General features: G+C 66.8%; 12 protein-coding genes. 1 reads left to right on the top strand and 11 read right to left on the bottom strand.

The genetic code is table 11. The features are described from left to right. Window positions 1-332: 332 nt before the first annotated feature. Window positions 333-878: a TetR/AcrR family transcriptional regulator gene (locus ACWEWT_RS30245; RefSeq protein ID WP_452564079.1), complete on the bottom strand. Its 546-nt coding sequence runs from the start codon at window positions 876-878 to the stop codon at window positions 333-335. Window positions 879-955: 77 nt separating this feature from the next. Here ACWEWT_RS30245 and ACWEWT_RS30240 point away from each other — a divergent pair, with 77 nt between their 5' ends. After that, entirely contained in the window at window positions 956-2,191 is a 1,236-nt protein-coding gene (locus ACWEWT_RS30240) for an FAD-dependent monooxygenase (protein WP_452564077.1), read from the top strand. Window positions 2,192-2,226: 35 nt separating this feature from the next. Here ACWEWT_RS30240 and ACWEWT_RS30235 read toward each other — a convergent pair whose 3' ends face one another. The 10 genes from ACWEWT_RS30235 to ACWEWT_RS30190 all read right to left on the bottom strand — a co-directional run bounded on the left by ACWEWT_RS30235 (window position 2,227) and on the right by ACWEWT_RS30190 (window position 13,024). Then, window positions 2,227-3,675 carry an MCE family protein gene (locus ACWEWT_RS30235; RefSeq protein WP_452564084.1) on the bottom strand — a complete coding sequence of 483 codons (1,449 nt, stop codon included), beginning with the start codon at window positions 3,673-3,675 and terminating at the stop codon, window positions 2,227-2,229. 2 nt (window positions 3,676-3,677) lie between these two features. Beyond that, window positions 3,678-4,946 carry an MCE family protein gene (locus ACWEWT_RS30230; protein ID WP_452564076.1) on the bottom strand — a complete coding sequence of 423 codons (1,269 nt, stop codon included), beginning with the start codon at window positions 4,944-4,946 and terminating at the stop codon, window positions 3,678-3,680. 4 nt (window positions 4,947-4,950) lie between these two features. After that, on the bottom strand, window positions 4,951-6,198 hold the full coding sequence (locus tag ACWEWT_RS30225; protein WP_452564074.1) for an MCE family protein: 1,248 nt from the start codon (window positions 6,196-6,198) through the stop codon (window positions 4,951-4,953). Next, the gene (locus tag ACWEWT_RS30220) at window positions 6,195-7,226 is read right to left on the bottom strand and encodes an MCE family protein (RefSeq protein WP_452564073.1); all 1,032 of its coding nucleotides are present in this window, start codon (window positions 7,224-7,226) and stop codon (window positions 6,195-6,197) included. Before ACWEWT_RS30220 ends, ACWEWT_RS30225 begins: the two co-directional genes overlap by 4 nt. Before the next feature lies 1 nt (window position 7,227). Continuing rightward, window positions 7,228-8,244, bottom strand: a complete 1,017-nt coding sequence (locus tag ACWEWT_RS30215) for an MCE family protein (protein WP_452564071.1) — start codon at window positions 8,242-8,244, stop codon at window positions 7,228-7,230. Beyond that, window positions 8,241-9,506 carry an MCE family protein gene (locus ACWEWT_RS30210; RefSeq protein ID WP_452564069.1) on the bottom strand — a complete coding sequence of 422 codons (1,266 nt, stop codon included), beginning with the start codon at window positions 9,504-9,506 and terminating at the stop codon, window positions 8,241-8,243. Before ACWEWT_RS30210 ends, ACWEWT_RS30215 begins: the two co-directional genes overlap by 4 nt. Before the next feature lie 11 nt (window positions 9,507-9,517). Beyond that, complete coding sequence (locus tag ACWEWT_RS30205; protein ID WP_452564067.1) at window positions 9,518-10,375, bottom strand: MlaE family ABC transporter permease; 858 nt, start codon at window positions 10,373-10,375, stop codon at window positions 9,518-9,520. A 13-nt stretch (window positions 10,376-10,388) separates the two neighbouring features. Then, entirely contained in the window at window positions 10,389-11,183 is a 795-nt protein-coding gene (locus ACWEWT_RS30200; protein ID WP_452564066.1) for an MlaE family ABC transporter permease, read from the bottom strand. A gap of 732 nt (window positions 11,184-11,915) precedes the next feature. Further along, window positions 11,916-12,422 carry a hypothetical protein gene (locus tag ACWEWT_RS30195; protein WP_357056352.1) on the bottom strand — a complete coding sequence of 169 codons (507 nt, stop codon included), beginning with the start codon at window positions 12,420-12,422 and terminating at the stop codon, window positions 11,916-11,918. Then, window positions 12,422-13,024: a TetR/AcrR family transcriptional regulator gene (locus tag ACWEWT_RS30190; RefSeq protein WP_452564063.1), complete on the bottom strand. Its 603-nt coding sequence runs from the start codon at window positions 13,022-13,024 to the stop codon at window positions 12,422-12,424. Before ACWEWT_RS30190 ends, ACWEWT_RS30195 begins: the two co-directional genes overlap by 1 nt. Window positions 13,025-13,313: the final 289 nt, after the last annotated feature.

Here is a 13,313-nt window from a genome sequence, read left to right as displayed (position 1 = left end):
TGGGGCCCTATTAACCCCGGTTCTTCACTCCTGCGCTCAGTCGCTGCGCTCCTTCGCTTCGTCGCTCCAGAACCGGGGCGGGCCCCACCCACTGATGCAGACCATCCGGAGTGGGTGGAGACGCGGGTCCATGGGGGCCGCATCATGTCCATCGGGCTCTATGGACGTCGGTGGCCCGCGTTCGGCTGCTTCTGTTTCGTCGCCCCGGAACCGGGGCGGGCCCCGCCTACTGAGCGGATGCAGGACGCGCTGCGGGGAAGACCGGTGGGCGACGAGGAGATGGGGGCGATGTCGATGGACCGCGCATCGGGCTCCTGTTGTATTTGCGCCGGTTATTCGTAGCCCAGTGCCGCGCAGGCCGCGTCGAGCGTTGCGCGGCGTAGTTCGGTGACCGGGGTATCCGCCAGCAGGACCAGGCAGTCGCCGAGGCCACCCAGCGCGACGATCGCCCGTGCCTGCTGGGCCGTCCCCGCGTCCGCACCCACCAGCAGCGCGGTGAGACGGCGGCGCCAGTCCACTACGTTGCGCAGGAATCCCAGCTCGCCCAGCGGGGCGATATCGCGGAGCAGTAGCGCGGTCACGGCTCGGTGCTCGTAGGAGATATCGAAATACCGGCCGAGTAGATCGCGGGCGTCCACCGGCTCGCCGCGAGTCTCGTCCGCGGCGATCATCGCCTCGATATCGTCCACCAGCGGCTGCACCAGACTGCGCAGCAGATCCTCGCGCGACGAGAAGTGGTAGTAGAGCGCGGGTTTGGTCAGATCCAGCCGTTCGGCGATCTGACGCAGGCTCGTCTCGCGGATACCGCGGGTGGCGAAGAGTTCCAGCGCGGCGGCCTGAATCCTCTCCCGGGTCTCGGAGGTTCGCGGTCTCGGCACAGAGCCACTCTAGCGCGTTGACCGTCCGGTAAGTAAACTCACTTACCGACCGATAAGTAAATAAATGGGGTGCAGTGATGGATATCTTGATCTCGGGAGCAAGCGTGGCCGGGCCCGTATTGGCGTACTGGCTGGAACGATTCGGTTTCACCCCGCATGTGGTGGAGCGGACCCCGCGGCCGCGGCTGGGCCTGGGTGGCCACGCGGTGGATCTGTTCGCACCGGCCGGTGCGGTCGCCGACCGGATGGGTCTGCTCCCCCGCTTGCGCGAAGTGGTCACCGAAACCTCCACGATGCGGCTCGAACGCCCGGGCCGACAGCCGATCGAGGTGGATCTGCGCGAGGTCTCGGAGGCATTGGCCGACGACCGGCATCTGGAGATCATGCGCGGGGAACTGGCCGCGATCCTGTACGAAGCCACCGCGGAGCGGGTCGAGTACCGGTTCGGTGATTCGATCACCGAACTCACCGAGGACGACGACGGCGTGGATGTCGCCTTCGACAGCGGCCGCACCGGCCGGTTCGACCTCGTGGTCGGCGCCGACGGCCTGCACTCCACGGTGCGGCGCTTGGCGTTCGGGCCGGAAGAGCGGCTACTGCACCACCTCGGCGGCTACCTCGCGGTCGGCACCCTGCCGAACTACCGGAACCTCTCCGAACAGACACTGCTGTACAACTCGGTGGACCGGATCGCCGCGATGTACCCGATTCGGCAGACCGGCGCGGCCCGCGCGGTATTCCTGTTCCGCCGAGTCGGCGATCCGGCGCACGACCCCCGCGATATCGATGCCCGGCGCCGCCTGCTGCGTCATGAGTACCGCGACGAGGGCTGGGAGATTCCCCGGTTGCTCGACGAGATGGACCGTGCCGAGGATTTCTATCTGGACTCCATCGCCCAGGTCCGCCTGGATTCGTGGTCCCGCGGCCGGATCGCGCTGGTGGGCGATGCCGGATATTCCCCCGGCCCGGCTGTCGGCGGCGGTACCACGTTGGCCGTGGTCGGGGCATATACCCTGGCCCGGGCCCTGGCCGCAGCCGGGGGAGCGCACGAGGCGGCCTTCGCCGCCTACGCGGATCAGCTCGGCGACTACGCGCGGCGTTGCCGGACCGTGGCGCCCGGCGTCATGCGCCGCGGAATCCCGCGGTCACGCGCCCAGCTGATCTTCAACGAGAAGGCGATCCGGGTGATACCGCATATCCCCACGGGTATCCGTCGGCGGCTCATGGCCGACAGTGCGAGCGCCACACTCTCCGCGTTCACCGTGCCGGCCGAAGATCCGGCGCTGTACCGGAACCGGCCCGCGCCGGGATAGTGGGACAGGACCGGGGTCCGCGCCACCGCGGCCGATCAGCGCGGGAGCATTTCCTGCCAGCTCCGGTGTCCCTGCGCCACCAGATCGGTTTGCCGGTAGAGCTGCCCGTCCGCACCCATGTATTCCCCGGTGCCCGGGTCGTATTGGGCGAACGCGACGGCCGGCGCACCGTCCGGCGCCGGCGAGGTATCGGCGGCCGGCGCGTTACCCGGCGGCGGGGCGAACCGCGAGTCCGGTGGGATGCCCTGCCCTTCCAACTCCGGATCGCGCGGATACGGACCCACCACCGGTTGTTCCGGCGCCACCGGAACGTAGTCCTGGTCGCTGTTGCAGATCGCCGCCGTCGGCGCGCGTTTGCCCGGATGGCCCGCGCAGGGAATATTGCGGGCACCACGGACCGCGACCGAATGATCCTGCGGCAGTTTGCAGTACAGGTTGTCGGGGGTGTCGATGGTCGTCACGTCCTGCGGGGACCGCCATTCCGACGGTGGCAGGAAACCGACCGTACAGGCCGGTGGGTCGGAGACACCGCTGATCCGGAAGTCGCCGATACCCAGACCCGACGCGTTCTTGGTGGGCTGCACCGCCTGGACCAGGGATACCACCGGCGGTAGCAGGACCAGCAGCTGTTCGAGGCTCGCGTTGTAGGTGACCGCGAGCTGGCCCACCGAGGTGAGGTTGGACAGCAGTACCGGCAGCGTGAGCTGTAGTGAATCCAGCAGTTGCGAGACTTCGTCGGCGAATCCGGGCCCCGAGTGCAGCAGCGTCCGCAGCTGCGGATCGTTCGCCACCAGTTGCCCGGTGACGCCGGCTGTGGCGCGGGTCCAGATCCGGATCGCGTCCGCCGACTGCACCTGCGAATCCAGCAGTGGCGCCGCGTCTTCCACGAGTGTGCGGGCGTTGTCGCCCACGCCGTTCATCGTCGAGGTCAGTTTCTCGGCGGAGCTCAGCAGCGAATCGAGATCGTCGCTCGCGCCGTGCACACCGGCGAACATCTCGTCGAGCAGCCGGCGTAGATCGTCTTTCGGGATGGTGCCGACCAGGGCACTGAGCCGGTCCAGCATCGGGCCCACCGGCTGCGGGATCCGGGTGTCGTGGCGTTCGACGGTGGCACCGTCGAACAGGTACGGCGGGGAATCGGTACGCGGGAGCAGGTCCACATACTGCTCGCCCACCGCCGACACACTGCGTACCTCGGCAGTCAGATCGGCCGGGATCCGATGCGAACCGTCGATCGCGAGGGTGGCCCGTACGCCGTCCCCGGTCAGATCGACCCGGGTCACCTTGCCCACCTGGATACCCCGGTAGGTCACATTGCCGAACCGGTAGAGACCGCCGGCCTCGGGCAGTTCCACCGTCACATTCATGGTGCCGACCCCGGCCAGCGTCGGCAGTTTCATGTACATCACCGACATCACGACCAGTCCGATCACCGAGAGAATGCTGAAGATGACCAGCTGGGCGCGGACGAAGCGGGACAGCAGCATCAGCGGCCTCCGATCCCGGGTGGCAGGGGTATCTGGGGCAGCGGTAGCTGCGGTAGCGGGAACGGCAGGCCGGGTGCGGGGCCCGGAGCAGGTTCGGGAGCGGGTACGGGTGCGGGTGCCGGAGCGGGGGGCGGGGCCGCGGCGGGCGGCGGAGTGATACCGAATCCGAGCGGGTTCTTGGTCTGCTCCGCGTAACCCGGATCGCCCACCGCAGCCTGGATGACCGCCGTCGGATCGCCCCACGGTGTGCCCAGTAGCAGTTCGCGGCGCAACCGCGGGATGGTGAGGTCGACCGTGGCGAACAGATTGATGAAATCGCCACGCACACCGTTGTCGACCAGGTACTGCCCGTACGGGAACACGGTCGCGAACGCGATGGCCTTGTTGATGTCCGGGCCGACCTCGGCCAGGGCCCGCAGGGTCGGCTCCAGATTGCGCAGGTTGGCCAGCAGATCGTCGTGCACGGTGGTCAGCACACTGTTGGCGGTATCGCTGAAGGTGCGCAGATGCTCCATGGCCGACACCAGATCCGGCCGCTCCCGGATCAGGACGTCCAGCGCGGGCGGGATCTTGCGCAACGCCTCGGTCAGCACATCGCGTTGCGCGGCGAAGGTACCGCCGAGCCGGTTCAGCCCGTCGATGGTGGCGACGATATCGGTGCGCTGCGCGTCGAGGGTGCCGAGGAAGATGTCCAGGCGGTCCAGCAGGGCGCGGATATCGGTCTCCCGACCCTCGAACGCCGCGCCGAGACTGCCGACGATATCGCCGACCTGTCCCAGTCCGCCGCCGTTGACCACCACCGACAGCGAGGCCAGCGTCTGCTCGGTGGAGGGGTAGGTCGCGGTGTCGTCGAGTCCGATCCGCGCGCCGGACGCGAGCCGCCCCTGTGGCGCCTGGCCGGCCGGCGGATCCAGTGCCAGATGCATCGAGCCGAGCAGACTGGTCTGCCCGACCCGGGCCTGCGCGTTCGCCGGGATCACCTCGCCCGGCTGGACCGAGACCTCCACCAGCGCATGCCAGTTCTCGACCCGGATATCCCCGATACTGCCGACCACCACATCGTCGATCAGTACCGGCGAGTTCGGGGTGAGCGTGCCGACATCGGCCATCTCGACATAGAGCGTCGTCGCACCGGCTTCCCGGCCCGTCGCCCCCGGCAGGGGAAGCGAGTTCACCCCGTCCCACGCGCACCCCGACACGGTCACCACCACACACGCGCAGCTCAGTACGGCTCTGCGCAATTTCCGCGGACGTCCCGGTACAGCCATACGATCACCGCCCGCCGGGGAAGAGGATCTCGGCCAGCGTGGGTGCGGGCGGCGGAGGCGGCGCGGCCGGGTTCACCGCCTGCGCGGCCGGCGGCATAAGCCCCGGTTCGCTGTAGATGACGTTGTCCGGCGACGCCGAGGGTCCGAGGCCGGGGTTCACCGGCACCGGGAGATAGTTGAAATTCATCAGTCCGAGCACCGGCCCCAGATAGTCGCGGCATTTGCGCGCGGCTTCCTCGGCGCCGATGTTCTCCACGCTGGCGATGCCGCCGCAGACGAATTCGATGGGGTTGGAGAAGTTGTTCAGCACGAAAACCCCTGCCTCGGTGCCGGTATCGGGGTTGTAGATGTTGTAGAAGTTGGCCAGGCTGGTCGGGAAGATATGCAGCAGTTCCTCGAGTTCGCCGCGATTGTCGACCAGGTTCTGGGTGACATCGGCCAGCCGGCCGACCTGTTCGCTCGCCCTGTCCCGGTTCTCCGAGACGAATCGCTGCACTTCGCCCACGGCGATGGAGAGATTGTTCAGCGCCGCGTCGAGATCGGAGCGACTGCTGTCGAGCACGCTGGTCAGGGTCGCCAGCCGGTTCTGGAACTGCACGATCTGCACATTGCTGTCGCGTAGCGCGGTCACGAAGACCTGGAGGTTCCTGATCGTATCGGCGATATCGCCGCTGCCACTCGCCAGAATCCGGCCGACCCCGGACAGTTGCGTCAGCACCTGCCGCAGTTTGTCGCCGTTACCGGCCAGCGCGTCGGCGGCGCTGTCGATGAAGCGCCCCGCCGGACCGGAGGACTGGTCGCCGTCGGGTCCCAGCTCGGTCGCCAGCCGCGTGAGCTGGTTTTTGATCTCGTCCCATTCCACCGGGACCGCGGTGCGTTCCAGCGGAATCACCGCGCCATCCGGCATGGTGTCACCGTCGCCGCGATAGGCGGGGGTGAGCTGGACGTACCGTGAATCGACCAGGCTCTGGGCCACGATCACCGCGCCGGCGTTCGCCGGGATATCCACGCCACGGTCGATATGCAGTTCCATCTCCACGGTGGTGCCGCGCGGTTCGAGTCCCGCGATCGTCCCGACGCTGACCCCGGAGACACGTACGTCGTCGCCGGGGTAGATGGCGGTGGCGGTGGCGAAGACCGCGCGCACCGTCGTCGGCGCGAACAACGTACGGTTCACCACCACGATCGCGGCGGCCACCACGGCGACGGCCAGGATGCCCGCGGCCACTCGTAGGAGCAGAGTCCGATTCATCGCGGTGCCCCCGGTTGCGGTGCGGGTGGTGGCGGGATCGAGCCGCCGAACGCGGCGTCGACGAACGGCCGGATCCACTGGGCCGGGATCAAGTTGGCCACATAGGCGTTGTAGAAGGGCCCGCCGGAGACCGCTTCGCCCTGGGTCAGCGAGGCTTTGGCCAGGCCCGGTATCGCCGCGGCGATATTGTCCCGGTTCTGCTGGAGCACTTCGGTGACCGAGTTGAGCCGGTCCAGTGCGGGACCGAGATCGGCCTCGTTGTCGGCGACCAGTTTCGTGAGCTGATCGGCGACTGCCGCGGTATTGGCCAGCAGGGTCGCGATCGCCTGCCGACGGTCGTCGAGGACACCGATCAGCGTATTCGCCTCGAGCAGCATGGTGTTCACCTGCTGACCGCGATCGGCCAGGATGCCCGTGACATCCCGGGAGGCGGCCAGGAGATCCCGCAGTGCGGTATTCCGGCTGTTGATCGTTTTCGACAGTTCGGAGAGTCCGTCGAACGCCGGTCCGAGCTGCGGGGCGATCGTATCGAGTGTGGACGAGAGCATATTCAGCGAATTGTTCAGCGAATCGGTGTCCATCGCACCGGCGTTGGTGGTCAGCTCGCCCAGCGCGTCGGTCAGCGAGTACGGCGAGGAGGTGCGCTCGACCGGAATGGTTGCCAGCGGCCGCAAGTGGTCGTCACCGTGCGAGACCAGGGTCATGATCCGCTTGCCCAGCAGCGAACCCGTTTTGATCTGCAGGGTGCTCTCGGCGCCCACCGGTACCGAACTGCGTACGGTGAAAATCACCCGCGCGTCCCCGTTGTCGAGCTCGACATCGGTCACCGAACCGACCCGCACGCCCGATACGATCACCTCGTCTCCGGCTTCCAGCCCCCCGGCCTCCTGGAAGAGCGCCTGGTAGCGGACGGTTGTCCCCCAGGCGATCACCTGCTGCGACTGCAGCCCCAGCGAGATGACACAGACGATGAGCACGATCCCGACCAGGCCGTGCCGCAGCAGATGTTTTCCGCGGTATCGAAACATCTCAGGGAGCGCACCTTCCGTCGGTCTGTACGGCTGCCGGTATCTCCACGACCTGACCGGACAGATCGTTGACCCGCAGGGTCAAATCGCACAGGTAGTACTGGATGAAGTTGCCGTAGGCGCCGGTTCGCACCAGTTTCCGGAAGTTCTCCGGGGCCTTCTGCAGTGCGGTGTCGAGGGTCTGTTTGTCACCGTCGATATTGGCGGCCAGCTGATTGACCTGGTCGATGGCACCGGCCAGCGGCGGGCGGCCCTGAGTGAGCAGATCGGCGACCGTCGCGGTACCGCTCTCCAGTGAGTCGATCGCCGCGGCGATCGGATCACGATCATTGCTGAGCTGGGTGATCAGCTGTTCGAGCCGATCCACCAGGTTCGAGAACTGGCCGCCCTCGGACTGCAGGGTGGTCATCACGGTTTTCAGGTTGTCGATCAGCTGCCCGATCACCTGGTTGTTGTCGGCCAGCGCCGCGGAGAACGAGGCGGTACGGCCGAGGATGGAGTTCACGGTGCCCTCCTTGCCCTGCACGATCTCCAGCAGGGACCAGGTCAGCGCGTTCACATCGCGGGCGTTCAGGCCCTGGATCACCGGTTTCAGACCACCGAGCAGCAGGTCCAGATCCAATGCGCCGACGGTGTTCTCGATCGGCAGCTGCCCGCCCGCGGGCAGCTCGTTACCGGGTTTGTCGACGAGCTCCAGATAGCGGTCGCCGACGAGGTTGAGATAGCGCACCGAGACCCGGGTGCCCGTGGTCAGCGGCAGTGCCCGGTCGGCGTCGAAGTCCACCCGCACCCGCTGATCCTGCTGGAGGTCGACACCGCGTACGGAGCCGACCACGACACCGGAAACCCGGACCGTATCCCCTTCGCGCAGCCCCGAGGAGTCGGCGAACACGGCCGAGTACGCGCTGGTGGACCCGCTGCGGTATTCCCCGAACACGATGATCAGACAGGCCGAGAGCACCACCATCACGGCGGCGAAGATCCCGAATTTCAGCAGCGGGGTATTGCGGTTGCTCATCGCGGGGCTTCCTTCCCGGCGGCGGCCGGGCCGAACAGCGCTCTGGCCAGCGATTCGGTGTTCAACGTGAGCGCGGGCCGGAACGGGCCGGCCTGCGGGTTCGCGCCGACATCGGTGACCACGAACGGCGGGAAGTCCTCGTAGCCGACCGGCAGCATCGAGCACTGCGGTCCCCCCTTGGCCGCGACCTTCGGCAGATGATCCGGATACCGGTACGGTTCCACACCCCAGAGGAAGTTCGCCGACAGCCCGATTCCGGGTACCTGTACCGGTTTCACCGACGCCAGGTAGCCGAGGCCGTCCAGCGCGCAGGTCAGCGCGGTGCGGTAGCGATTGGTGAGCTCGGTGGTGGGGACCAGCGCGTCGAGCGAACTCGCCAGCGCCGGACCGTTGTCGCCGACGACCCGGTTACCGGTATCGGCGAGGCCGATCAGGCTCATGAGCAGCACATCGAGTTGCTGCTGCTCGGCCACCACCGTATCGCTCAGTTTCGTGGCATTGCCGACGGTATCCACCAGGGGCTGCGCGGAATCCGCGTAGGTCCCCGCGACCTGCGGCGCCATGGCGAGATCGGCGCGCAGGGCCGGCAGCGCGGGTTCGAGTTTCGCCAGGAACGCCTCGAGGTCGACCAGCATCTGGCCCACCCGGTCACCGCGGCCGCGCATGGCGTTCGCCAGCGCGCCGAGGGTCTCGTTGAGCTTCTCCGGCTGGATCTCGCCGAGTACCTGGGTGAGCTGCTGGAAGACCGTGTTGATCTCGACCGTCACACTTTCCGCGGCGAACACCTGTCCGGGTTCGAGGCGGCGGTCCGAGGGTTGTTCGGGCGGCACCAGCTGGATGTATTTGGCGCCGAACACGGTGGTGGAGGCGATATCCACGGTGATATCGCCGGGTATCCGGTCGAGCCGGCCGCGGTCGATGGCCAGTTCGATCTCCGCGGTACCGTCCGGGCGTTCGGCGATGGACTGCACCGCGCCCACCGTCACCCCGCGCAATTTCACTTCGGCGTCGGGGTACATCACCAGTCCGGCCCGCGGCGAACGCACGGTGACCGCGACGGTATCGGCGAACCCGCCCTGGAACAGGGTGACGGCGAGCACCACGATGGCGACCCCCGCGGACAACGCCACCAGCCCCGCGGCCGGGCGGCCTGCCGCGGACAACGGCCGCAGCCGATCCCGCCAGCGCCGGCCCGCCGTCGCTCCGGGCGGCCGCGGACCCGACGGCGGCCGATCCGCCCACGACTGTGTCTCGTTTGCCACCAGCGCCATCCCTATCCCGACAGCTCGAAGTTGCCGTTGGACCCGTACACGGCGAGCGAGACCAGCAGGGTCACCGATACCACCGCGATCAGCGAGGTCCGCACCGCGTTGCCGACCGCTGTCCCGACACCCGAGGGCCCGCCCGCGGCGAAGAACCCGAAGTAGGTGTGGATCAGCAGAATCGTGATCGCCATGAGAATCGCCTGCAGGAACGACCAGATCAGGTCGATCGGGTTCAGGAAGGTCGCGAAGTAGTGGTCGTAGAGGCCGGAGGACTGGCCGAGGATCACCACCGTGGTGAACCGGCTGGCCAGGAACGAGGCGATCACCGCGATGGCGTACAGCGGGGTGATCGCGATCATCCCGGCCATGATCCGGGTACCGACCAGATACGCGATCGGCTCTATCGCAATGGATTCCAGCGCATCGATCTCCTCGTTGATCCGCATAGCGCCCAATTGCGCCGTCACGCCCGCGCCGAAGGTTGCCGCCAGGCCGATACCGGCCACCACCGGGGCCGAGATCCGCACATTGATGAACGCGGACAGGAAGCCGGTCAGCGCCTCGATCCCGATATCGCCGAGTGAGCTGTAACCCTGTACTGCCAGGGTGCCGCCGGTGGCCAGGGTCAGAAAGCTGACGATCACCACCGTGCCGCCGAACGCCGCCAATGTGCCCGCACCCATGCTGATCTCGGCGATCAGCCGGATGGTCTCCCGCTTGTACCGCCAGGCCGCCATCGGCGCGAACGCCAATGCCTTCACATAGAAGATGGCATGGTCACCGACCCTGCCCAGTACGTCCACCGGTTTGCGCAAGCGGCGGATGATCATCGGATACCGAGCCGTCAGAACCTCGGAGGCTGTCATCGGATACCTCCTCTCATCCGGTCGTCAACTGGATGCCGATCGCCGTCACCATCACATTGATGACGAACAGCGACATGAACGCGTAGACCACGGTCTCGTTGACCGCGTTACCCACCGCTTTCGCGCCACCGGTGACGATCAGCCCGCGATAACAGGCGACGATTCCGGCGACCAGTCCGAACAACAGCGCCTTCACCGAGGAGATGATCACCTCGTTGATACCGGTGAGCAGGGTGATACCGGCGACGAACGCACCGGGATTCACATCCTGCACATAGACGGAGAAGACGTATCCGCCGAGGACACCGATGATGCAGACCAGGTTGTTCAGCAGGAGCGCGACCAGCCCGGAGGCGAGCATGCGCGGGGTCACCAGACGCTGCACCGGGTCGATCCCCAGCACCTCCATGGCGGCTATCTCCTCGCGGATGGTCCGGGAGCCCAGATCGGCGCACATGGCCGTGGCACCGGAGCCGGCCACGATCAGCACCGTCACCATCGGGCCGACCTGGGTCACCGCACCGAACGCCGCGCCCGCTCCGGACAGATCGGCGGCGCCCAGCTCGCGCAGGAGGATATTGAGGGTGAAGCTGACCAGCACGGTGAACGGAATCGCCACCAGCAGGGTGGGAACCAGCGAGACACGCACGATGAACCAGGCCTGCTCGAAGAACTCCCGGGTCTGGAACGGGCGGCGGAAAGCGAATTTCACCGCGTCCGCGGTCATGGCGAACAGCCCGCCCACCGTCTGGAGAGGTCCCGCCATCCGATCCTTGGCCCGGATCCAGACCGGGGTGCGCGTGGTCATCCGCACCTCATCGCTTCGGGAACGGTTGCCGCCGTGCCGTTCGGGCGGTCCCCCGGGAAGCCGGGGACCCACCCGGGCAACGAGGAATTCGGCATCGAAGTGCTCCTGTCGAACGATCGACGGCTCGGCGGGATGCGCCGGACGGCGCGAACCCACCGAGACGGGGGCGGCTGGCGGACGAGCCGCGGCGCGACGAACGGTTCCCGGGTGGACGGCTACGGATCGTGATCCGATGGCTGATGCCGTCTCAGCCGGCCTGCTGTCGTATCTCTCGGTACGGAAATGTCATTCTCGATTTCCAATAGGATGGCATCCGGATTCGGAGAATTCAATACTTGCCAGCAAGTTTCCCGGAACGCCCAGGCAGATCGGGCAAACAGCTACCGAATCGCCGTGAAAACCCCTCGAACAGGCATGATTCCCCCACGCGGCAGCCGGCGAAACCCCCACGACAACCCCCGCAATTGTGAAATTCAACGTTTCAAATCCCCCGGATACTTCTACCCCCGTGTTGATTTCGCATAAATGCGTACGAAACGCATTGTCGAACTTTCGACTCCGTCGCAACGAATCCTCGCGACGGAACCACAGAATCAGCTACGGCGACCCACCCCCCGGGCCGCACCTTCGGAAGCTGTCGCGACAATCGGACACTGTCCGGGCCGGCGCGATCCGGGCCGCGCCCGCACGGGACCACCCCGGTCGCCGTGCGGCAGACGGACGACCCGCGGATCAGACCGCGGGCACCAGGTCCGCACAGAAGGGCGCGTACTCCATGGCGCCGCTGCGGAAGATCTCACTCGGCGTCACCGCGGTGGGCGAGAGCCCGGCCGCCACCATCGCCTGCGCCTTGAACGCTCGCGCGGCATAGCTCAGCCGATGCAACACCGGGTCCACGCCGTGGTCCTGACCGGCCGGCCAGCCGTCACCCCAGACGACGACCTCGATCCCCCGGTCCTCCAGAGCCCGCAGCACACCCTTGCGAGCGCGGCCGTCCCGGCTACAGACATCGGCGTTGACGGCCAGCGCCTGTGGAAGCCGGCCCGGCACCTCGGTGGCCAGGACGGCGTCGAGCTCGCGGACCTCCGCGCCGAGTATCTTCAACGGCCGGATATCGGACGGCTGCGCGAGCAGTACCGTCACATCCCAGCCGGCCACCGATCGATCGAACAACCACCCGCCGGCGAACTGGACCGCGTCGGCCACGGTTGCCGCCACCACATCGAGCCGGTACCTCATCACATCTCCTTCGCCGCCAAGTCGCGGGCCAGCGACTCGGTGTAACCGTTGAATACGTCGGCCAGCGGGATCGAACGATCGAGCAGCCATGAGATCTCCATTCCGTTCAAGAAGGCGACGATTTCCACCGCGCGGACCCGAGGGTCGATATCGCTCCGGTACCGGCCGTCGTCCTGGCCGCGACGAATCGCCTGCACGACCAGTTCGACTGCCATATGCCATCGATCGAGCATCCGATCGTGCAGCGGCGCCTCGGGCATCAGGTTCTCGACCAGGAGGACGACGAAGGTGCCGACCAGTTCCGGATGCCGTTCCATCCGGGTGACCACCTTGCGGATCTCGACGATCAGATCGCCGTTGATATTGGCGTCGTCCAGGTCCTCGGCATCGCGCGCATCCAGAACGGCATGCAGCAACTGCTCTTTCGAGGAGAAATGATGCAGCAACCCCGCGGAGGTCACTCCGGCCTCTCCGGCGATCTGGGCGAGCGTGGTGCTGCGCCAGCCGTTACGGGTGAGCAGACGTTGGGCGACGGCGAGGATGCGCTGCCTGCGGTCTTCCCCTTTGGCGAGGAGTGAGGCATAAGGACGAGGAGCTGTCATGGTCCGAACCCCGATCTAACAAACCTAGTGAACACACAGTAGGTTGGTTTCGATCCTGTGACAAGGGTTACAGGGAAGTTGCCCCGGCAATGGGTCTTCACACCCGGATCGCGGCCGTCGCGGGCCCGGAATCCGCCCGCGCGCACTATGTGCAGCAGCCGATGCGAACCCCTGTTGAGAATAGCATTCTCGCCGCCCCAGCCGCGCCGTAACCAGCGAATCGGTGTCATGCCGTAGAACGCCGCTCTCACTTTATGATAATGTCGTTTTCAGCTTGGCGGGTCACCAC

It is taken from the genome of Nocardia sp. NPDC003963, from assembly GCF_053605105.1.
Note: the sequence above shows the minus strand (reverse complement) of the source record. Positions and strands in the feature narration are given on the sequence as shown.